We start from the raw sequence: 21,812 nt of genomic DNA, 5'->3' as shown, positions 1-21,812 counted from the left end.
GAGCTGTGCGTTTTTATATAGAATGATTTGTAAGATAATCGGCGAATATGCCAGGTTTGAAAATCGGACCACAGCCGGAGACCAGAGTGACCCAGAAGACTGAGCAAGCAAAGTGGCCCCAGCCTGATCCGGCATTGAACGGAAACGCGCTGCATCAGTTGCAGGCTGAATTTATGGCGCACTGGCAGCAGATCGCCCAGGCCGCGCAACAGGGTACATTACCCCCCCTGACCGACAGGCGTTTCAGCAGCCCGGCGTGGCAGAACAGTCCGCAGCATTTCATGATGGCACACCTGTATTTGCTGTCGACCGAGACCCTGAAAAAAATGATCGAAGAAACCACGCCGCCGGGCCCGGTTCGGGAGCGCCTGCGTTTCTCTGTCGAGCAGTGGAACGACGCCATGTCGCCGGCCAACTATTTTCTGACCAATCCCGATGCGCTACAGGCTTTTTCGGACACCGGTGGCGAATCGCTGCAAAAGGGTTTTCTGAACTTGCTGGGCGATTTGCGCAAAGGGCAGATTTCACAAAGCGACGAGTCCTCATTTGAAGTAGGCCACAATCTGGCAACCACGCCGGGGTCGGTGGTTTTCGAAAATCCCTGGTTTCAGTTGCTGCAATATGCACCGCAAACGCCGACGGTCTATCGACGCCCTTTGCTGATGGTGCCGCCCTGCATCAATAAATATTACATTCTTGATCTGCAGGCGGGCAATTCGCTTGTTGAGTATGCGGTCAGCCAGGGGTTTACGGTCTTTATGATCTCCTGGCGTAATCCCATGGCGACCGATACCGATGGCATACAGGCCTCAAGCTGGGACGATTACATCGAAAAAGGGGTGCTGACGGCAATCGACACGGTGCAACAGATTACCGGCCAGAAACAGATCAATGCCCTGGGGTTTTGCGTGGGCGGCACGATGCTCGGCAGTGCGCTGGCGGTGGCACGTGCACGTGGGGACAATCCCGTGGCCAGCGTCACATTGCTCACCACGCTGCTCGACTTTGACGACACCGGCATTCTGGACGTGTTTGTTGACGAGGCGCATGCAGCCTATCGGGAGCAACTGCTGGGACAAGGCGGGCTGATGACCGCGCGCGAACTGGCCACCACGTTTTCATTCCTGCGACCCAACGAACTGGTATGGAACTATGTCGTCAGCAATTACCTGAAAGGCAATGCGCCGCCGGCGTTTGACCTGCTGTTCTGGAATGCCGATGGGACGAATTTGCCCGGTCCGTTTTTCACCTGGTATTTCCGAAATATGTACCTGGAGAACAAATTGTGTCGTCCCGGTGTACTGAAAGTATGTTCCGAACCGGTTGATCTGTCCGATCTGGATATGCCGGCCTACGTGTATGGTTCGAAAGACGATCATATCGTGCCGTGGAAGGCATCGTTTGCCTCAGCCAGATTATTGTCGGGCCCTGTCAGGTATGTCCTGGGCGCGTCGGGCCATATTGCCGGGGTCATCAATCCGCCGGCCAGGAATCGCCGCAACTATTGGTCAAACGAGGCCGTTGAGCCCAGGCAGAGCGAGCCGCAAGCCTGGTTCGATCAGGCCCGGTCAGTGCCAGGCAGTTGGTGGCCGGATTGGGCGGCCTGGCTTGGTGGCCATAGCGGACGCAAGGTCAAGGCCAGGTCAGAACAGGGGGCAGCGGGGTTCCCTGTGCTGCAGGCCGCACCCGGTCAATATGTCAAAGTCAGGGCCTGAAACAGGTCTTTTCATCACTTTATTACAGTTGAGTAGCCTAAGGAGTTCAACATGACACAAAAAATAGCATATGTAACAGGAGGGATGGGTGGTATCGGGACCTCCATCTGCCAGCGCCTGCACAAGGACGGTTTCACTGTTATCGCCGGTTGCGGGCCGCAGCGCAATGCACAGCAATGGATTGACGAACAGGCTGCTCAAGGCTATACCTTTTATGCGTCGGCCGGGAATGTATCGGACTGGGAATCGACGGTCGCGGCATTTGACAAGGTAAAAAACGAACACGGGCCCATTGACGTATTGGTCAATAACGCCGGTATTACCCGTGATGGCGTATTTCGTAAAATGTCCATTGACGACTGGCGCGCGGTCATGGACACCAATCTGAACAGTCTGTTCAATGTGACTAAACAGGTTATTGAACATATGTACGAAAAGCGCTGGGGGCGTATCATTAACATCAGTTCGGTCAACGGTCAGAAAGGGCAGTTCGGGCAGACCAACTATTCCACGGCCAAAGCCGGTATTCATGGTTTTACCATGGCGCTGGCGCAGGAAGTGGCCAGCCGTGGCGTGACCGTCAACACCGTCTCTCCCGGCTATATCGGGACAGACATGGTTCGCGCCATTCGTCCTGAAGTGCTGGAGCAGATTGTGGGAACCATTCCGGTCCGGCGCCTGGGCACGCCCGATGAAATCGCCTCGATTGTGTCATGGCTGGCTTCAGATGAATCCGGCTTTTCAACCGGCGCTGACTTCTCGGTCAACGGCGGTTTGCACATGGGTTAAGTCCGTCACCGGGACAAAGACAGTTCATTAAAGGTTAAACAGGCAATGGCTAAAGCTACTGATACGGACGTCGTCCGCACAATTAAAAAATATCCCAACCGTCGGCTCTACGATACGCAGACCAGTACCTACATTACGTTGCAGGATGTCAGGCAACTGGTGCTGGACAATGTTCGTTTTCAGGTGCTGGATGCCAAGTCGGGCGAAGAACTTACGCGCAGTATTCTGCTGCAGATTATTCTGGAGGCCGAATCGGGCGGGGTGCCCATGTTCAGCTCGAACATGCTGGCGCATATCATCCGTTTTTATGGCCATGCCATGCAGGGCGTGATGGGTTCCTATCTTGAAAAAAACATGCAGGCATTTGTTGATATCCAGGACAAACTGGCAGAGCAGTCAAAAGGCGTCTACAACCCGCAATTTAGCGCCGAAGCGTGGTCGCAGTTCATGAACATTCAGGCGCCGCTGCTCAATAATGTGATGAATAATTACGTCGAACAGTCTAAAAACATGTTTGTCCAGATGCAGGAACAAATGCAGAACCAGACCAGCAATATGTTCGGTGCCTTCCCGTTCAGCCCGATCGTGGACAAAGACAAAGATAAGGACAAAGAAGACAAGTGATTGGACGGTCAGTTGCGATTGGTTTCCTGATCTTTGAAGGGCGAGTGTTCGTTTAACTCGTCCAGATAAGCCTGAACGTGCCTGCTTTCTTCATTCAGAAAGCGGTCGATGGCATCGGCAAACTCGGGCCGCGCTATCCAGTGGGCGGAATAGGTCGCTTGCGGCAACAGGCCGCGGGACAGCTTGTGTTCTCCCTGCGCGCCGCCTTCAAACACGGCAATGCCGTGTTCAATGCAATAGCGAATACCCTGGACGTAACAGGTCTCAAAATGCAGTCCTGGAATATACTGCTGCGCACCCCAATAACGACCGTACATGATGTTGTTGCCGATCATGTTCATGGCGCAGGCGATCGGTTCTCCGTGGCGCAGCGCCATGACCAGCAGCAGGCTGTCGGGCGATTCATGCAGCAACCGGGTGAAGAAGGCTTGCGTCAGGTAAGGCTGCCTGCCACGTTCATAATAAGTATTGCAGTAGCAGGCATAGAAAAAAGAGAGTGTCTCGGCACTAATCTCGTGGCCGCGCCTGAACTCAAATGTAATATCGGCTCGGGCAACCTTGCGTGAATCCTGCCTAAGTTTCTTGCGTTTGTCATATTGCAGGCTCGCCATGAATTGGTCAAAATCAGCGTAACCTTCGTTTTTCCAGTGAAACTGTACACTTTCGCGGATCATATAATCCGATTCACGCAAAATGTCCAGATCGCGCTGCGCGGGGAACAGTACATGGACAGACGACACTTGCATGCGCCTGGCCACCTCGATGGCTGCCTTGGCCAGCACCTGTCTTGCCTGCCGGTCGCGGCCGATCAGACGCGGTCCGGTCACCGGAGAAAACGGTGCCGCACACAACAGTTTAGGGTAGTATTGCAGGCCATATTGGTTGAAGGCGTGGGCCCAGGCCATATCGAAAACGAACTCGCCCTGTGAATGGGTTTTCAAATACATGGGCATGAAACCGGCGGGCTCATGGCGCTCATCGTATAGAATCAGGTGGCTGGGTTGCCAGCCTGTTTCTTCTGTGGTGCAGCCGGTGCTTTCCATGGCGCGCAAAAAGGCAGGAGCGACAAAAGGATTGTCGTCAGACCAGTCACGCCAGTCCAGATCCGGCAGGTCTGCCAGCGAGTGCAACAGCTCTACCTGCATGTTTTTGATGACTCCTGCAGATACCGCTGCCCCGTTTTTATTGCGACCACCACTTCACACTCCTTGTATGCACGTGACCAATACCGATTCAGACACCAAAATTGCCGTTACTGCGATCACCGGGTTTCTGGGTAGCGGAAAAACCCGCTATATTAACCAGTTGCTGCAACAAACCGATGGCGCAAATACAGTTGTGATCGTAAATGAAATCGGCCAGCTGGGTATTGATCAGGCAAGCTGGTCGTTTGTGCAGCCTTCCGTTATTCTACTTGAAGGCGGATGCCTGTGCTGTCAGATGCAGGGTTCCCTGAGCGTGACCCTGCAGCGGCTCTTTACCGACGCACTGGCACGCAAAATTCCCCGTTTCAGTCAGATTCTTGTTGAAACCAGCGGGCTCGCCGATCCGTCGGCGCTGCGTTTTACCCTCCATACGGATTTCTTTTTGAAAGAACGGTTTGTCTATAACGGCTGTATTTGTATCGTGGATGTGGTCAATGCACAAAAGCAGGCTGGCTTTGTCGAATGGTCGCGGCAATTGGTGCAGGCCGATCTGGTTTTGTTGTCACACACCGATATTGCCTCTGATGAGCAAACGTGCCGCAGTGTGCGTCACATTGCCATGGTTACGGATGCGCCACTGATGGACATACCCGCATTTCTGTCTGCGCATGCGCCCGATAGCCGGCTGCGGCTGATGAGTGTATCGCCTATGCCGAGAAAGGCAGGTGCCAGCATGCCTTTTCTGAGCCGGCATCTTGAACATGGCGCGCAGACATCGTCGTCCAGTACATTGACCAACACAGCAGAGGTGCCGCGGCAGCGTCCTGTCATTTCTCTGGCACCAGTGCAGATGCATTCATCCATACGCATCGTGACGCTCGAATTTGCTGAACCTTTGCGGCGCAGCGTTTTCAATCGGGTACTGGAGCGCATGCTTGAACGCCTGGGTGCAACGCTGCTACGCGCCAAGGCATTGTTGCGTTTTCAGGGTGATGAAGATGCGTATCTGTTCAATATCGTCCATGCCCAACGCTATCCTGCTCAGCGACTGGGGAAAGAAGCCCAGGCGCAGCAGATGGCCATGGTGTTGTTCCTGGATGGCGTGACCGACGAGATGGAACTGCCCCAGTCAGCCGATTTTTATGAAGGTTGATCTGCGGGTACCGGGTGCCAGGCGATTGATCATCAATCGGGCGAAAAGCGGGTGACTGCAGATCGAGTTTTAAGCAGTGCACATGAAACGGCGCCCCTGACGGGCGCCGCGATCTGCTTGGAAGAATGTGCTTCTGTCAGTCTGGTCTGCTGGTATTACCCAGCTTTACCAGCGATCGATTTATCTTTCTGCAATCGACCGTAATACAGAGAGCTGACCGGCTTCAGACATCGTTATTATGGCGAGTCCAGAACTCATCAACTTGCTTTTCCGCTTCTTCTTTGGTGCGGCCATATTTTTCCTGCAGGATGCCTGCCAGTTTCTGCGCGTTGCCATTAACCTGAGCCACGTCGTCGTCAGTCAATTCACCCCATGTCTGTTTGACAGAACCTTTGACCTGTTCCCATTTACCGGCTGCAATGTCTTTATTCATAGTTTGCTCCTGTTCAGTTAATGTGAAATTGCGTGTGTGATATGTCGACCACACGAGATTAAAGCGTAGCATGGACCCATGACCGTTTTCTGTCATGGATGTAACCCCAGGTAATCGGGCGCGGGTAATGCGCAAAATCACGCGATGCGACGACTGCCTCATCATGCATATCGGACATTCCCCAAAAATGGCCGCAAGATAGCGATATATCGTTCTTTCGGTGGGTTTGGATTGGCTGACACAGCATCGTGTCGACGATGCTGTTGTATTCCGTTACAGCTCAATGGCTAAATGATGACTCAGACCCGCCATGCACCGACCGGGCGAGCATTTTGTCCAGATGCACTAGAAGGAACCGGTCAGTTTGCGTGCCAGGTCAATCATATCTGTCGCGACAACATCCCAGTCGTCTTCAGCGACAAGGTCGGTTTTCTGCTGCGGCCCATGCTCGGCAGGACGCGCCACAAATGCCGTTTTCAGGCCGCAACGGCGCGCTGCCGCCAGGTCATTGTTATGGGCTGCCACCATCGCTATTTGTTCCGGTGCCAGTCCCAGAATATCAGCCGTTCGCAGGTAGGCTTCAGGTGACGGCTTATAGGCTTGGGCCGTTTCTGCACCCAGAATCGCATCCCAGGGCAGCGCTGCCCGCTTGGCCATATCAAGCATCAGCCGGATATTGCCATTCGATAGCGGCGCAATAATGTAATGAGCCTTCAATTGCGTCAGTCCGGCCACTGAGTCTGGCCAGGGATCCAGTCGGTGCCAGGCCAGATTGAGCTGATCCAGGGCATCGGCGGGCAGAGCGGACGGCGTCACGCCGTGCGACTGCAGCGTTTTTTCAAGATTTTCCCGGTGCAGGATATCCAGACGGGTGAAGGGGCGCCTGCCGGCGCGTACTTCCTGCATGGCGGGGGCGTAATGGCTGCGCCAGGTGTCGGCAAAGGCAGCAGGATCGATTTTGTCTTCCAGTCCACAGGCCTGGGTAAATTGCGCCACTTCCCTGGTCACGCCGCTGCGCCAGTCCACGACTGTCCCAAACACATCGAAGACGAGCGCTTGCAAATCTGTCTGTATTGCTTTTGTCATATCGAATCACCTTTGAAATCAGAACCAGGTACCGGCAACAATCAGACTCAACACCCGGACAATGTGCTGTCAATGTAGCGCATTTTTCCTGTGGCCGGCATGCTGCGCACGTGTTTGAACGCACTTCATGCTTTTTGGCTTGCTTGCCACATCTGTGCTAAATCCATCCTCTTTGCGCGGTCAAATTGCGATTTTCTCGGTATTTACGAATATTTTCAGTCGCCCTGAATCACTAGAATATTTTTGCTGTCATCTGGTCTGCGTCGCGTGAGGTATTCACCAGGCAGCCATTTGAGGAGCATGGCAAAAACTGATTTACTCTGAGAGATATTTTGTATGTGTAGACAAGGGAAAACATACCGGCGCGCCACGCTGCTGGTGTTAAGTTCATTCACAGTGTGTGGTTCACAGGCGCTGGCAGAACCGTCCGAGCCGGTGTCTGTCGACGTGGGTCTGGGGGCCGTGGCAACACATAGCGGCATTGCGATTGGCTGGGATGCCCGGGCCCACGGCACCTCCAGTATCGCCATCGGGGCCAAGAGCGGGCATTTCGGACTGGATGAAGCCTACGCCGCCAACGGTGGGATTGCCATCGGAACCGGTTCCCGTTCAACCACGGCAGGTGACGTGAATTTCGGGTCCCGCAAGTTGTCTGGCCTGAAGGATGGGGCAAAAGATGACGAGGCCGTCACTGTCCGGCAAATGAAAGCCGCACAGGCCTATACCGACAATGTCAGACATGACCTTGTCAATCTGATCGGGCCGGCCCAGGCAAAGGCAAAAGCCGAAGCGGTTGCAGCAGCCGCTGCGCATAGCGATGCGGCCGATATAAAGGTACTTGAGCTGGCCAGGGCGTATACGGACAAAACCCGCAGCGACGACCTGGATTATTACACCGAAAACGTCGGTCGCGCCGTTCTTGCCGGCGCCAACAACTTTACCGAAATGCGTACTCAGCAGGCTGAAAACAGTGCTGTGACCCGGTCACGTCAGTATACCGACAGGCGGATTGATCAAGTGCAGTCGCAAATCAAGAGATATCGCAAACGGGCGCTCGGGGGTATTTCAGGCGCAATGGCAATGACAACCCTGACCCCGCCGCCAGCCGGCGCTAATACTGCGTTTGGGGTGTCCATGGGCTCCTATGGCGGCCAAATGGCGCTCGCTTCCGGCATGGCGTTCAGAACGGGCAAAAACAGCCATCTGCGGGTGAACACGTCCTGGGATACCGCGGGTGGTGTCGGCCTTGCTGCGGGCTATAACCTGGCCTGGTAGTGCGGCGGGTCACCTTGTAGCAAGAATACCGGCGGGCAAGCTGCCGCTGAAGTCTGATGGCCGACGCCTGATGCTGATCTTTGATGCGCAGGTCGCTGTCTGCACATCGGAAATCGCGGTACCCGTATTCACAAGTCTCTGTTAAACAAGGGCTTTCAATAACGGGATAATTACAAATTTTTGTTAATTATATGTTTCCAATCAACGATTAACCCTGGCAATCGGTGTAGAATTCGCGCCGTACGAATGATATTCACCTATCCATCGTACTTTTGCCCCGGTCAGCAATGACCGGGGATTTTTTTTACAATTTGATGTTGTAAACAAGGGTTATCCCTGATAATGAACATTCGCATAAATCGGTAATATCATGACACGCAATGTTTAGAACAGAGATATTTATAATTTTGGATAGGTGAATCATTGCGTCGCCCTGGCCTCGGCCGGGGCGTTTCGTTTGAACTCAGCGTATCCCGATTATTTTGTGGGTTTGCACAGATAGTCGCCATTGCGGATTGTCCTGGCAATAACGGATCGCAGCCTGCGTATTGTCGTTCAAAAGCGGCCCATCCATCGGCTGCAGCAAATAATGATCAAATCGAAGAATCGATCTGTCCAGGCTTTCCGGGCGTAATTGTTCCTGCGGAAAAACAAGCTTGAGTTCATTGCCTGTTGTCTGAACAAGGGGCGCACCCTGTTTCGGGCTGACACAAATCCAGTCAATACCGGGCGGCGCTGCGACTGTGCCGTTGGTTTCAACGGCAATCCTGAATTTTCGGTCGTGCAGGGCGTCAATAAGTGCCCCGTCAAGTTGCAGAAGGGGCTCTCCGCCTGTGACCACCACCAGCCGCGATGTGTCATCGTGTTTTGGCCATTGCGCTTCTATTGCGTCCGCCAGGGCCTCGGCAGTCCTGAATTTGCCGCCGAACGTGCCGTCGGTGCCGACAAAATCTGTATCGCAAAACTGACAGATTGCAGTGGACCGATCCGATTCCCGGCCCGACCATAAATTGCATCCGGCAACGCGACAGAATACCGCGGGCATGCCAGCCTGAATCCCTTCGCCTTGCAAGGTGTAGAAAATTTCTTTTATCGAGTATGTCATATCAGTCGGGCAGACCGGGTCCCAGTGAGTTGCTATCAAGTATTGTACCAACCCCGTCCGAACCCATTACTTGTACACCGGTTATGTGTGGACATTCTGCTTTCATTTGAAGAAGGACGTAATTGCCAATTGATGTGGTATCGCCTTCCCTGAATTCGACTCTTTCATAGAGTGCCTGGTGATCCAGCGATTTAAAGATGGGATCAAACAGTGTTTTGACGTCGCCAAAATCAATAGTCCAGCCCATTTTGCTGTCCAGTGGCGCCGACAACATCAATCGGACGGTATAGGTATCGCCATGGATGGCAGCCCTTGGGTCGCCGGCAGGCGCGCATTGAAATTGAACGGCGCTGTCGATTGTGGTGTCCTTCCATATCCGGTACTGTTTACCGTCAAAAATTGAACCGCAGCTGGCTGTCTCGTAAACCATCACCCATTTCAATTGCGGTAGAGCAGGGGACAACTTGTCCCAAATCCAGGAAGAGAGGATCTCGCTTGTGGGGTTCGAGAGGCCTGGAATGTCATTGAGGCAGTGATAATCAAGCTGACTTGCCAGCGGAGCCCAGCACGTATCCAGATCGTCGTGTGTCAGTCTGACGCCCTGGTGGTCTTGTTCCTGCGCATGGAGAACGACCTGAAAACCATGGCCATGCATGCGGCCGCACTTATGGCCGGCGGGTACGTTCGGCAGTTGATGGGCGGCATGGAAGCGGTATTTCCGCCAGAGAAAAACCGTTTTATCTGCGTCGATTTCCACCCCACTTGCAGGCGTGCTTTGTACCAGGATGCGCTTCACATTCAACTGCGCCAGCTTATCGTGCATCCACCGGCCGATATTTGCATCGGTCGGATCCGCTATCGTATCGTTCAGAAAACCGTAGTCCAAAGTGGAAGCATGATCTTGCACGGATTGCTGCAGCTGCAAAGCCTGGCCGCCAGGATAGCCGCCTGCGTCTTCAGGCAAATCGGCCAGAACCGACACAATAAACCCATGACCATGCAAGGCACCCAGGGAAGGGTTCAAGCCGGGAAAGTCCAATTGCCTGGCTGCCTCAAACCGAGAGGTCGCTCTGAAAAGAGGAGGGTACGATTTCATCTGTGCTACTTTTTTCCAATGTTATTTGATTCCTGTTGCGCTTTCGCGTTGCTCAGGATCTTATCCATTGTAATCGGTAATGCGTAAATCCGTTTGCCGGTCGCATGAAAGATCGCATTGGCCACAGCGGCTGTCGTACCCACAATGCCAATCTCTCCAACGCCCTTGATCCCCAGCGGGTTCACTTCGCTGTCATGTTCTTCTACGAATATGACTTCGAGATCATCAATGTCTGCACTTGTCGCAATGTGATAGTCGGCGAAATTATGATTCATGAATCGCCCGATACGATGGTCCAGTATGCCTTCCTCATACAATGCCTTGCTGATGCCCCATACGATGCCTCCGAGTATCTGGTTTGCCGCCGTTTTCGGATTGAGGATTCTGCCGGCCGCGACGGCATTGACTACGCGGGTGACGCGGACTTGTCCGAGCTCCTCATCCACCCGGACTTCGACAAAGACCGCAGAATGTGCATTGCGTGAATATCGCTTTTTACTTGCCGCGTCTGGTTCGGCAGAGCAGTCGACGGTCAACTGATTGATGTTGATGCGTTTAATGACTTCCTTAAGATGTACGCGCTTGTCGGGATCGCTTTTCAGGCAAATTTGACCACCGGTGAACACAAGATCGTCTTCGGTCACGTGTCCGAAAGCAGGGCCGGACATGGCGATGGCGTGCTTCGCAATGCGTTTTTTGAGCGCTTCGCAGGCTGCTTTGACGGCAGAGCCGAAAGACGCCGCGCCCGATGAGCCGCCTTCGACCGGGGCCCACGGCAGGGACGAGTCGCCAAGGGTGGTCGTCACACTCGACAAAGGCAGCCCCAGCGTATCGGCAGCAATCTGGGTCAGAATAGTGTACGTTCCCGTGCCGATATCGGCGGCGGCCGTGGCGATGTCGAGGTGGCCGTCGGGCGACAGCGTTGCACGTGCGCTGGCTTTCTGCTGGAACGCTTCCCAGACGCCGGTGGCAAGTCCCCAGCCAATGAGTTCGCGCCCCTCGCGCATCGAGCGCGGTGCGTGCAGGCGTCGTGCCCAGCCGAACCGTTCTGCGCCTTGCGCATAGCAAGCTCTCAATTCCTTGCTGGTAAAGTCCCTGCTTTCAATTTGATCACATTCGGCATAGTTCTTCAGCCGAAATTGCAGGGGATCCATATCAAGCAGATAGGCCATTTCGTCTATTGCCTGCTCCAGCGCGTTCACGCCGCTGGCGGCGCCGGGTGCGCGCATGTCTGTCGGTGTATAAAGGTCCAGGCGGGCGAGCCGGTAGTTCAGCTTCACGTTGGGGCACTGATAGAGCAGACCGCTCCATTTAACGGTGGACTCGGTGAAGTCTTCGAGTTGCGACGTATTGCCAATGGCGTCGTGCATAACGGCGTTCAATGCACCGTTTGACTCAGCAGCCAGCGAAATCGTCTGCAGTGCTTCCGGTCGATAACCAAGCGTAAACATCTGCTCGCGGGAGAGCACGACACGAACCGAAAGCCTGAGCTCGCGCGCTGCCATGACGGCCAGGAAAAGCTGATATTGAGGACGTATCGCCAGTCCAAAGGCGCCGCCCACATAGGGCGACACCACCTGCACATCGGCCTTGTCCAATTCAAAAGCCTCGCAGATATAATCATGTGTCTGCCTGGAGCCTTGTGTCTTGTCATGTACCGTTATTTTGCCGTTGCTATGCCACAGGACCGTGGATGCGTGCGGTGCCATCGGGTTGTGATGTTCAATCGGGAAACGGTATTGCGTGCAATTGCGAATCGACGCCCCGGCGAAGGCATGGGGCGCATCGCCGCGCGGCTTTGGTGTTTTTTTTACAATCATCTTTTGATCCAGGGACAGATCGGGATCGTCACACAACGCCGACAGATTCGTCTGGTGACGTTCCATCTCGTATTGCACGTGCAGGAGCGTGGACGCATAGCGCGCGGTCTCGGCGTCTTGAGCGACCACGAGGGCGATCGGCTGGCCGCTGTATCTGATGACTGCGTCGGCCAATGGGCGAAAATGTGCAGTCGGCGTGTCTTTGTCCTTATGGTCGCGGTGGAACCAGGCCAGATCAGGCCGGTTTTCATGCGTGAAAACGGCAATGACACCGGGGAAGTCGAGCGCGCCGGCGGCATCAATGCTGACGATACGGCCCCTGGCGATCGTGCTGTTGACGACGTATCCGTGGACCAGATCCGGTGCATTGAAGTCGGCTGAGTATTTGGCGGCTCCTGTGACCTTGGCCCGCCCATCCACGCGGGCGATACCCTGTCCCACATGGCATGCTTGCAGGGTCCGGTGTTGGGAGACGGCTTTGTCAGTGTGTTTATTCATTCGCTATGCTCCCTCACGTGATGCGTTTGTTTATCTGCGACTGCGGTGTTCCTGCTGCGGCCTGTTCCAGCGCACGTACGATGGCGCGTCGGGCAAGCGGGATCTTGAAGTCATTGTCGCCCTGTCCCTGGGCCTCGCTCAGCAGCAGATCGGCTGCTTGAGTGAAGACCGTGCGATCCGATTTCTTGCCGTTCAGGAACTTCTCTGCCGATAAATTACGCCATGGTTTATGCGCCACGCCGCCAAGCGCGAGACGCGCTTCTGTGATGGTTCCTTCTTTCATTCGCAATGCTGCGGCCACCGAGACCAATGCGAAGGCGTACGATAATCGGTCGCGCAATTTAAGATAACTGTAATGTGCCGCGAAACCTTCCGCAGGCAGGACCACTGCGGTGATCAATTCTCCGGGCAACAACGTGGTATCAATATGCGGCTGCGCCTGAGGCAGACGATGAAAATCGGCAACGGCGATGGTGCGATTGCCCTCGCGGCCGGTTACTTGCACGGTTGCATCCAGTGCAGCCAGAGCAACGCACATGTCGGAGGGATGCGTGGCAATGCAATGATCACTGGCCCCGAGAATGGCATGGGCGCGGTTTTTGCCCCCAATGGCGCTACAACCTGAACCGGGCACACGTTTGTTGCAGGCCACGCCTGTGTCATAGAAATAAAAACAACGGGTGCGCTGCAGCAAGTTGCCTCCCGTCGAGGCGGCATTGCGCAACTGGGGTGATGCGCCGGCAGCAATGGCACTGGCCAGAAGAGGGTAGCGCTGGCGTACCCGGTCATCGTACTGGACCTGACTGTTGGTCGTTAGTGCGCCGATCCTCAATCCCCCGTCTGGCGTATCGGCGATCGTCTTCAAAGGCAGATGGGTCACATCAATCAGATGTGATGGTCGCTCGACATTTTCCTTCATCAAATCGAGAAGATTCGTGCCACCGGCAATGTATCTGGCCTCGTTGTCCGACGCTGCTGCCCGTACTGCTTCTTCGACGGTACGGGCTTGCATGTAAGTGAATGGTGTCATAGGGCATCGTCCCTGCCCTGCAGTACTTCGTGGACGGCTGCGACAATGTTGGGATAGGCACCACAGCGGCATAAATTGCCACTCATCAGCTCGCGAATATCACTTTTTGTTTTTGCATGTCCTTCAGCGATCACCCCCATGGCTGAGAGCAGCTGTCCCGACGTGCAATAACCGCACTGAAACGCATCGTGTTTAACGAAGGCTTCCTGCAGAGGGTGAAGACTTCCGTCCGTCTCCAGGCCTTCGACTGTCGTGATATCTGCGCCGTCGTTCATGACAGCCAGCGTGAGACAGGAATTGATCCGAACGCCGTTGACCAGGACGGTGCATGCGCCGCATTGGCCGTGATCGCATCCTTTTTTTGTACCGGTGAGGTTAAGTCTGTCGCGCAAAGCGTCAAGCAGCGTGACCCAAGGCGCAATATCCATTTGGTGTTCGAGGCCGTTCACCCGCAACGCGACACGCATGGTCTGAAGGGGCGCGCCGCATGGCGGGGACGGGATACAGGGTGGTCGTTCCATGAGTATCTCCTTGAAAAGAGCCTCGGGAAACCGGATCCCTGGAAAACATACTTCGCTTTACTGCTTCTGCGATCAAGGGTGTCGCACCGTCATTGCCCGAAGCTTAAATACAATTTAGCCCATTCATCCTGAACCGTAAAGGTTAAGGCCGTCCCCGATACGTCTGGTAACAGTGCTTCTGGAGCAGGGTGAACGCCGGTCTTGCAAGGTTGCGCAGTATACTCAAAATCAACACAAATGAAATAGCCAGGTGAACTTTCGGAGGGGTCATCATCATGAGCATGCTAAGTGACGTATTCCAGATGCAGCAATCGGTAGGGGAGGCTTTTTTGCGCAGCACGGCCATTTACTGGTGTATTTATCTGCTGTTCAGATTGGGCGGTCGGCGCAACATCGGTTCACTGGGTTTTGCGGACATCGTTGTTGTCATTCTTGTGTCGGAAGCGGTCGGAAACGGGCTGTCAGGGCCGTCGGATACCGTGACCGACGGCCTGATGGTGGCAGCAGGGATAGTACTATGGTCTTTTCTCGTGGATCGCCTTGGCTATTTTTTTCCCATCGTGAACCGGATTCTTGAGCCGGACAGGCTGCTTCTGATCAAGGATGGGGTCCTGCAACTGAACAATATGCGACGAGAATATGTCACGCGGACTGAACTGATGGAACAGTTGCGGCTCAATGGCGTGAGCCAATTGGCGCAAGTCAGGCGTGCCTATCTCGAATCCAATGGTGAAATGAGCGTTATCAAGGCAGACAATGACGGCGAGGCGGTCGGGATATCCGATACAACATGGAACGACAATCCGTGATAGGCAGGAGCGAACGTGACGCCCGGAACTGCGCCAAGATCAGTACACTATAAATAAAAACGGCCCGGGCATTGAACAATGCGACCGGACCGTTTTGTGTAACTGGTTGCGGGTCTGCTATCTACAACCAGCAGCTGCAACAGCTCAGGTGTCTTGTGGAAATCAATCATCTATGGTTGCGTTATCCAAAATAACAAGGCTCTATCAATCATGCCAAAGCTCGGTTTAGCGGTACTACGAAATCGTGGCGTAGTTGTTCTGCCTGCCATAGATCGTAGTCCGATTGCATACCTGCCCACATGCCACTGCTGGTGCCAAGCAGAATTGAAAGGCGCACCGCCATATCTGCTGAAATGGCGGCTTTTCCGTTCAGGATACGAGACAGTGCTGCGCGGGTTACTCCGAGCCGTTGTGCAGCTTCAGTGACACTTGTTTGACCCAGATATTCGCGCAATACGATTCCTGGGTGTGCGGGATTGTGCATACGCATGATGTACTCCTAGTGATAGTCCAGATAATCAACAACTTCGGCGTTTTGCTCAACAAACTTAAAGATCACCCGCCAATTTGCATTTACTTTGACGCTCCAATAGCCAGCCAGATCCCCATGCAAGGTGTGCAAGTCCCAACCAGGTGCATTCATGTCCAGCGCGCTTTCGGCGCGATTCAAAGCGGATAGTAATGTGTGTAATTTAGCTGCGTGTGTGGGCCGTATGCCAGCTTTACTGCCAGTTTTGAAAAACGCTTCTAACCCTTTGTGAACAAAACTTTTAATCATTTCAGGCTCTAAATCGTATACCGTAACTATACGATATTGCCTGTGCATAGTCAATGCCGGGTATGGTTTGCGTATGGCATCTCACACGAGCAGAGCGACAGGGCATTCGATCGTACTACGGGAGGGAGATGCCGGCGCCGACCGTGCGTTACTCGAAAAACGGTTGCAGACGATTAACAGCGAAATTGTAAAAATTGTTGATGCGATCGCTGCCGTGGAAATAAGTGATTCCCTGGCCGGACGCTTAAAACTGCTTGAGCAGGAGAGAAAAAAACAACAGGTTCGCGCTTGCAGAGGCTGACTGGCGCCGCCAGCGCACGTATTCCAAATGTGCAATCGATGTTTCGGGAGTTGTTGATGCGTCTGAATGCCGAGGTCTCGGAAAACGCATTTGCAGCAAAGCCCATCTTATTTGATATTTTCGGGCCGATCCAACTTTTGCTCAGAGAGCCGGACGACGGGCCCAGAGAGGTATGGGCACAAATAGAAACGGCCCGAACGCTTGAATATGCGATCGGACCGTTGATATCCGTGGTTGCGGGGGCAGGATTTGAACCTACGACCTTCGGGTTATGAGCCCGACGAGCTGCCAGACTGCTCCACCCCGCGTCTGGTAAAAAAGAATAGTAATCCAATTTGAGTTATCATGCAAGTCTGATAACCCCAAGTGAAATATCATGGACCAGAATTTATCTCTAAAAATCCTAGAAACCGCCTTGCTTTGCGCCGATGAGCCCATGAAAATCGGAGATTTGCGCAAATTATTCACTGATCTGGAAGAAGTTGATAATGACGTAATTAAACAACAGTTACAGGTATTGCAAGACGAATGGGCAGAGAAAGGTTTAGAATTATCGGAATTGGCAAGTGGCTGGCGTTTTCAGAGTCGGCCCGAGATGCAAAAGTATTTAGAACGCCTGAATCCTGAAAAGCCGCCCAAATATTCGCGGGCGGTGATGGAAACTTTGGCAATTATTGCCTGGCGTCAGCCGGTTACCCGCGGAGACATAGAAGACATCCGCGGCGTTACGGTTTCATCACAAATCATCAAAACGTTAGAAGAGCGCGGCTGGATAGACGTGCTAGGGCATCGTGATGCTCCGGGGCGTCCCGCGTTATTGGGGACTACCAAGCAATTTCTTGATGATCTTGGGCTCAAGGCGCTGGATGATCTGCCTGCTCTGGAAAGCGGCGAAGCCGGCTTGCCGGATTTGTCCGAGCTGGGTATGGATATCACAGTATCAGCGCAAGGCGCTCAGGACCAGATAGAATCAGATGATGGGCAAGCAGTCGGGCAGGTGGTCGAAGTTGCCGCGCCGGATGCCGACCTCTCGGATGAAATCAATTTGGACATTGCCGAACAGGAATCGCCAGATGCAGACGCGGAGCAGGTTGAGGATGCGTCTTTTGCGTCAGACCAGTCCGACGCGGTGCAGGCAGGTGTGGATGAGCCTGTAATGTTGCCCGCGGTTGAGGCGGACATATCGGATGCGGATGATGTGCAGGAGTCGGTTGCTGATTCCGATGGCGTGTCCCGGACGATTGATGCGCGCGAGACAGCGCCGGTTATCGAAGGGATGTTGACCGACTCGGAGAAAGCCGAAGCGGATTTGGCCGATACGGCACAAAATGAACAAACAGACGATCATAATGCTGATCCTGCTGGTGAACCATCATCAGAGTGGGAGGCGAATGATAATCAAAACGACGATTTAAAAAATAAAACATAGTTTTTTGGAGTTACAAACATAATGAATAGTTCGGATCACGTTGATGCGGAAAACAATTCAAATGAAGCGCGTTCAAACCGTTCAAACGAATACGACAATGATTCAGCCACGCGGGTGATTACCATCCAGGGGGCAGATGAGACCAGCGCGGCGCCTGATGCCGATCCGCGTCAGAAAGGCAAGGGTCGCAAATTGCGAACACCTTTTCGTCGCCGTCGCGCCGATGCTGTCGTAGAAAAGACAGAACAACCTGCCGAGGCGAACCCTCAGGCCGAAGCGGCCGCGCCAAAGGCCAAGGCGCCGGCGCGCCCTCGTCGGACCCCCGCAGCGCGGACTGCTGGCGGCAAACCTCGGGCATCGCAACAGCGTCAGTCTGGCGGCGAAGCGGTCAGCCCGTTTACGCCTGCGCAGGATGAGCAGGACGCAGATCGTGCGCTGGCTTATCTTGACGGCACGGCGCGGCTTGAGCAGAAACTGAACAAGATATTAAACAGCGATGCGGTCAATCCCAAGTTGCACAAGGTGCTTGCGGATGCCGGTGTCGGTTCGCGCCGCGATATGGAAGAGCTGATTATCTCCGGACGCGTGTCGGTCAATGGCGAGCCTGCTCATATCGGGCAGCGGGTCGGCCCCCAGGATCAGGTTCGGGTCAATGGGCAACTGGTCACAAGACCTAATGCCAAACGTCCGCCGCGTGTCATTCTGTATCACAAGCCGGCCGGAGAGATTGTCAGTCACGATGACCCCGAGGGTCGCGCTTCTGTCTTTTCACGTCTGCCGAAAATGCGTACCGGCAAATGGATTTCCGTCGGCAGGCTGGATCTGAACACCGAGGGTTTGTTGATCTTTACGACCTCGGGTGATCTGGCGCATCGGTTCATGCATCCGCGCTTTGGCAACGAACGCGAGTATGCAGTACGGGTTCTGGGTGACATGACTGACGCACAGCGTGACAGTCTGGTCAACGGAATTGTGCTGGATGACGGCGCGGCTTCCTTTACCAGTATGGAGTTTATCGGGGGCGAGGGCAGTAATCGCTGGTACCGGGTCACTTTGCAGGAAGGGCGCAATCGCGAGGTGCGGCGCATGTTCGAGGCGGTGGGTGTGACGGTCAGCAGGCTGATTCGTACCCGCTTTGGCGATATTGTACTGCCCCGTAATCTGAAGCGCGGTCGCTGGGAAGAGCTGGAGCCGACGCTAGTCACCGCATTGATGATCCAGATTGGCCTGGTCAAGGAAGAAGAGGGGGCGGGTAACCGTCGTCCACGTCAGCCCATCTCTCACGATAATGCGATGCCGCCTGGTTTTGAGGCGCCGGCCAGGCCGCGCGCGAACGGGCTTGGCGGTCGCGCGGGCGGTCACGAGCGCAACGGGCACGGCCGGACAAATGGGACGGGCGCGGCGCGTCCGGCCCGGGCTGGCGGCGGCCTGTACAATAACCGGCGTCCGGCTGCGGCTGCCGAGGGAAGAAATGGCCGCCCCGGTGCAAGGCAGGGCGATAAGCCGGCAGAGCATTCGCGTGGAGGCAAAAATGGCGCGCGCACGCCTGGTAATAAAGGCGCTCGTGGCAATAATACCCGGGGCGCTTCTTCGCGTAATCGTGACGAATGGCAGCCGTCCGGCCCGTCTGCGCACGAATCCCAATTGGGTTTTATCGGGCGTAATCGTAACGGACGCTGATGGTAATTGGGCGGGCAGCGGACAACTGTGATTTTTCCGCTGCCACAAAATGATTGCTGTGTCAGAGTAAATAGTAAAGTATTGATTATTCTGTTATAATTTTGGATTAACTAATTGCCTGGTTTGTTTTCGCCTTTTTTGGGTTTTTGCCTGAGGGGCTTTATGTATTGGCCGCCTTTATTGATCACCTTCGGGCGCCAGCAAAGACAACACAAACCAGAAACAGCTATGAATACCTTGTTTTTACAGGCAAACGACCTTCGCGGGTGCGGGGGTCTGAATGTGCAGGGTAGGCTGCCAAAAAATGGCTGCATCTGCAAATTGTTGCATCTGCGGTTTTTTTTGCGCGCTAGGCTGTCAACAACAATGGGCTGGAAAGGGCCCATTTTTTTATTGTATGACTGATTTATACACGCTTACCGAACAGGCCATTGCCGGCCTTGGTGTTGAACTCGTTGATGTCGAACGCGCTGCGCTTGGTTTGTTGCGGGTCACGATTGATCGCGAGGGCGGAGCCACCATCGAAGACTGCGAACAGGTGTCGCGGCAATTGTCGCGCGTATTCGAAGTGGAAAACATTGAATATAAACGGCTTGAAGTTGGCTCTCCCGGGGTTGACCGGCCGCTGCGTACGCGACGCGATTTCGATCGCTTTGCCGCGCAGCAGGCGCGTGTAGAAGTAAAATTACGTGAAGCGCAGGACAATCGCAAGGTTTTTACCGGCATTCTGCGGCACAAAGATAGTTCAGATGGTACGCCGGCAGAGATGTTCTGCCTGGAATTTGACATTAAAAAGAACGAGACACAGATAATTGAATTTGCCTTTGACGACGTCGAAAAGGCAAAGCTGGATCCGGTTCTTGATTTCAAGGGTAAAAAGCGATGAGTCGCGAAATTCTTCTGCTTGTAGATGCATTGGCACGTGAAAAAAACGTATCGCGTGAAGTCGTGTTTGGCGCGCTTGAAAATGCGCTTGCCTCGGCCATGAAAAAGCGTTTTAAGGACGACGCCGATATTCGTGTCGTGATTGATCGCTCAAATGGCTCGCACGAAGGGTTCCGGCGCTGGCTTGTGGTGCCCGATGATGCGGGCCTGCAGGAGCCGGATCGTCAGGAACTGCTGTCCGAAGCACAGGAAATTCAGCCCGGCATCGAGGTGGGTGAGTATCTGGAAGACCCCCTGGAGCCGGTAGAGTTCGGTCGTATTGGCGCCCAGGCGGCCAAGCAGGCCATTATCCAGAAAATCCGTGATGCTGAAAGAGAGCAGGTGCTCAATGACTTCCTGGATCGTGGCGAAACCATTATTTCTGGCACGATCAAGCGTCTCGACAAAGGCGATGCGATTATTGAAACCGGCAAGATCGAAGCGCGTTTGCCTCGTTCCGAAATGATCCCCAAGGAAAACCTGCGCGTTGGCGATCGGGTTCGGGCCTGGGTGGCCAAGGTGGATCGTACGGCAAGGGGCCAGCAGGTTCTATTGTCGCGCACCGCGCCTGAATTCATTCGTGAACTGTTTGAGAATGAAGTGCCGGAAATCGAGCAAGGTTTGCTTGAAATCAAGGCTGCTGCCCGTGATCCCGGACTTCGCGCTAAAATTGCAGTTGTGGCCTATGACAAGCGTATTGATCCCATCGGCACATGCGTCGGCATGCGCGGTTCGCGTGTGACAGCTGTCCGTAATGAACTGGGTGGCGAGCAGGTCGATATCGTTCTGTGGGCCGATGAGCCGGCCGAGTTTGTGATCGGCGCACTGGCACCGGCTGCGGTCGAATCCATTGTTGTGGACGAAGACAAGCACGCCATGGACGTCGTGGTCGACGGCGAGAATCTGCCCAAGGCGATCGGATCGCGTGGCCAGAACGTGCGTCTTGCCTCCGATCTGACCGGATGGCAAATCAACATCATGACGCCTGAAGAGAATCAGAACCGCCAGGAAGAGGAACGTACGGGCCAGCGCTCTATGTTCATGGAGCGCCTGGACGTAGACGAAGAAGTCGCCAACATCCTGATCGATGAAGGCTTTACCGGACTGGAAGAAGTGGCTTATGTGCCCATCCAGGAATTGCTGGAAATTGATGGTTTCGATGAAGAAACCGTCAACGAATTGCGCAACCGCGCACGTACTGCCCTGCTGACCGAGGCCATTGCCCAGGAAGAGCGGGTTGAAACAGCGCAAGACCTGTTTGATCTGGAAGGCATGACCCCGGAACTGATCGCCGCTTTGGGCGATGCCGGCGTGGCGACGCTTGACGATCTGGCCGAACTTGCGACCGATGAGCTGGCCGGAATCACCGGTATGACAGATGAGCAGGCCAGCGAGATGATCATGCGCGCCCGGGCGCACTGGTTTGATGACGAAGAAAAGTGACAACAAGGCAGGACCGTTGTGTGCGTGTCAGCTTGCGGATGGCCACCGCAGGCAAAGCGGGTACAACGGCTTTGTTGATCCAGCCCTGAATAACGAAGTTTGCGCTTTGCTCAGTGGTCATCAGCCAGTTATTGAAACGTTGTAAGGGAAGAGAGAAC

21 protein-coding genes and 1 tRNA gene are annotated in these 21,812 nt (G+C 54.4%); 11 read left to right on the top strand and 11 right to left on the bottom strand.

From position 1 onward, the window contains the following. The first annotated feature begins 47 nt into the window (after positions 1-47). The 3 genes from W822_RS44690 to phaR are packed head-to-tail and all read left to right on the top strand — an operon-like array spanning position 48 to position 3,128. Positions 48-1,715 (top strand): PHA/PHB synthase family protein, encoded by a 1,668-nt coding sequence (locus W822_RS44690; RefSeq protein ID WP_051401873.1) that lies wholly within the window; start codon positions 48-50, stop codon positions 1,713-1,715. Between the two features lie 51 nt (positions 1,716-1,766). Next, entirely contained in the window at positions 1,767-2,504 is a 738-nt protein-coding gene (gene phbB, locus W822_RS44685) for an acetoacetyl-CoA reductase (protein ID WP_024007339.1), read from the top strand. A 45-nt stretch (positions 2,505-2,549) separates the two neighbouring features. Continuing rightward, positions 2,550-3,128 (top strand): polyhydroxyalkanoate synthesis repressor PhaR, encoded by a 579-nt coding sequence (phaR, locus tag W822_RS44680; RefSeq protein WP_024007338.1) that lies wholly within the window; start codon positions 2,550-2,552, stop codon positions 3,126-3,128. Positions 3,129-3,136: 8 nt separating this feature from the next. Here phaR and W822_RS44675 read toward each other — a convergent pair whose 3' ends face one another. After that, positions 3,137-4,273: a GNAT family N-acetyltransferase gene (locus W822_RS44675; protein ID WP_031243764.1), complete on the bottom strand. Its 1,137-nt coding sequence runs from the start codon at positions 4,271-4,273 to the stop codon at positions 3,137-3,139. A 73-nt stretch (positions 4,274-4,346) separates the two neighbouring features. Here W822_RS44675 and W822_RS46025 point away from each other — a divergent pair, with 73 nt between their 5' ends. After that, entirely contained in the window at positions 4,347-5,426 is a 1,080-nt protein-coding gene (locus W822_RS46025; RefSeq protein WP_172642832.1) for a CobW family GTP-binding protein, read from the top strand. Positions 5,427-5,649: 223 nt separating this feature from the next. Here the strand turns inward: W822_RS46025 and W822_RS44670 are convergent, their stop codons facing one another. Further along, entirely contained in the window at positions 5,650-5,859 is a 210-nt protein-coding gene (locus tag W822_RS44670; RefSeq protein WP_024007335.1) for a CsbD family protein, read from the bottom strand. Positions 5,860-6,204: 345 nt separating this feature from the next. Beyond that, positions 6,205-6,945 (bottom strand): haloacid dehalogenase type II, encoded by a 741-nt coding sequence (locus W822_RS44665; protein WP_034281063.1) that lies wholly within the window; start codon positions 6,943-6,945, stop codon positions 6,205-6,207. Positions 6,946-7,281: 336 nt separating this feature from the next. Between W822_RS44665 and W822_RS44660 the strand changes: the two genes are divergently transcribed. Further along, the gene (locus W822_RS44660; protein WP_024007333.1) at positions 7,282-8,220 is read left to right on the top strand and encodes a YadA C-terminal domain-containing protein; all 939 of its coding nucleotides are present in this window, start codon (positions 7,282-7,284) and stop codon (positions 8,218-8,220) included. 463 nt (positions 8,221-8,683) lie between these two features. Here W822_RS44660 and queE read toward each other — a convergent pair whose 3' ends face one another. Genes queE through W822_RS44635 form a run of 5 tightly spaced genes read right to left on the bottom strand, consistent with a single transcriptional unit; the run spans position 8,684 to position 14,290 of the window. After that, complete coding sequence (gene queE / locus W822_RS44655) at positions 8,684-9,325, bottom strand: 7-carboxy-7-deazaguanine synthase (protein ID WP_024007332.1); 642 nt, start codon at positions 9,323-9,325, stop codon at positions 8,684-8,686. A gap of 1 nt (position 9,326) precedes the next feature. Then, positions 9,327-10,421 (bottom strand): 6-carboxytetrahydropterin synthase, encoded by a 1,095-nt coding sequence (locus W822_RS44650; RefSeq protein WP_024007331.1) that lies wholly within the window; start codon positions 10,419-10,421, stop codon positions 9,327-9,329. A 5-nt stretch (positions 10,422-10,426) separates the two neighbouring features. After that, complete coding sequence (locus W822_RS44645) at positions 10,427-12,739, bottom strand: xanthine dehydrogenase family protein molybdopterin-binding subunit (protein ID WP_051401872.1); 2,313 nt, start codon at positions 12,737-12,739, stop codon at positions 10,427-10,429. A gap of 13 nt (positions 12,740-12,752) precedes the next feature. Beyond that, positions 12,753-13,769 (bottom strand): FAD binding domain-containing protein, encoded by a 1,017-nt coding sequence (locus tag W822_RS44640; protein ID WP_024007329.1) that lies wholly within the window; start codon positions 13,767-13,769, stop codon positions 12,753-12,755. Continuing rightward, the gene (locus W822_RS44635; protein WP_051401871.1) at positions 13,766-14,290 is read right to left on the bottom strand and encodes a (2Fe-2S)-binding protein; all 525 of its coding nucleotides are present in this window, start codon (positions 14,288-14,290) and stop codon (positions 13,766-13,768) included. Before W822_RS44635 ends, W822_RS44640 begins: the two co-directional genes overlap by 4 nt. Before the next feature lie 275 nt (positions 14,291-14,565). Between W822_RS44635 and W822_RS44630 the strand changes: the two genes are divergently transcribed. After that, on the top strand, positions 14,566-15,099 hold the full coding sequence (locus W822_RS44630; RefSeq protein WP_024007327.1) for a DUF421 domain-containing protein: 534 nt from the start codon (positions 14,566-14,568) through the stop codon (positions 15,097-15,099). Between the two features lie 208 nt (positions 15,100-15,307). Here W822_RS44630 and W822_RS44625 read toward each other — a convergent pair whose 3' ends face one another. Both W822_RS44625 and W822_RS44620 read right to left on the bottom strand, forming a co-directional pair. Then, positions 15,308-15,589: a HigA family addiction module antitoxin gene (locus tag W822_RS44625; RefSeq protein ID WP_172642831.1), complete on the bottom strand. Its 282-nt coding sequence runs from the start codon at positions 15,587-15,589 to the stop codon at positions 15,308-15,310. Between the two features lie 9 nt (positions 15,590-15,598). Continuing rightward, complete coding sequence (locus W822_RS44620) at positions 15,599-15,877, bottom strand: type II toxin-antitoxin system RelE/ParE family toxin (protein WP_024007325.1); 279 nt, start codon at positions 15,875-15,877, stop codon at positions 15,599-15,601. 73 nt (positions 15,878-15,950) lie between these two features. Between W822_RS44620 and W822_RS44615 the strand changes: the two genes are divergently transcribed. Further along, the gene (locus W822_RS44615; RefSeq protein WP_024007324.1) at positions 15,951-16,178 is read left to right on the top strand and encodes a hypothetical protein; all 228 of its coding nucleotides are present in this window, start codon (positions 15,951-15,953) and stop codon (positions 16,176-16,178) included. Between the two features lie 231 nt (positions 16,179-16,409). Here the strand turns inward: W822_RS44615 and W822_RS44610 are convergent. Continuing rightward, positions 16,410-16,486: transfer RNA gene (locus tag W822_RS44610), tRNA-Met, on the bottom strand. Positions 16,487-16,554: 68 nt separating this feature from the next. Here W822_RS44610 and scpB point away from each other — a divergent pair. The 4 genes from scpB (at position 16,555) to nusA (ending at position 21,654) form a co-directional block, all read left to right on the top strand. Then, the gene (gene scpB, locus W822_RS46020; RefSeq protein ID WP_024007323.1) at positions 16,555-17,607 is read left to right on the top strand and encodes an SMC-Scp complex subunit ScpB; all 1,053 of its coding nucleotides are present in this window, start codon (positions 16,555-16,557) and stop codon (positions 17,605-17,607) included. Between the two features lie 21 nt (positions 17,608-17,628). Beyond that, positions 17,629-19,287 (top strand): pseudouridine synthase, encoded by a 1,659-nt coding sequence (locus W822_RS44600; RefSeq protein ID WP_024007322.1) that lies wholly within the window; start codon positions 17,629-17,631, stop codon positions 19,285-19,287. Positions 19,288-19,684: 397 nt separating this feature from the next. Continuing rightward, positions 19,685-20,173 (top strand): ribosome maturation factor RimP, encoded by a 489-nt coding sequence (gene rimP / locus W822_RS44590; protein WP_024007320.1) that lies wholly within the window; start codon positions 19,685-19,687, stop codon positions 20,171-20,173. Next, on the top strand, positions 20,170-21,654 hold the full coding sequence (gene nusA, locus W822_RS44585; protein ID WP_024007319.1) for a transcription termination factor NusA: 1,485 nt from the start codon (positions 20,170-20,172) through the stop codon (positions 21,652-21,654). The genes rimP and nusA overlap by 4 nt, the downstream gene beginning before the upstream one ends. The last annotated feature ends 158 nt before the right edge of the window (positions 21,655-21,812 follow it).

This window comes from Advenella kashmirensis W13003 (assembly GCF_000506985.1).
In the GTDB taxonomy this organism is placed as follows: domain Bacteria; phylum Pseudomonadota; class Gammaproteobacteria; order Burkholderiales; family Burkholderiaceae_B; genus Advenella; species Advenella kashmirensis_A.
The sequence above is the reverse complement of the archived record's forward strand: the minus strand, read 5'-3'. Positions and strand labels throughout refer to the sequence as shown.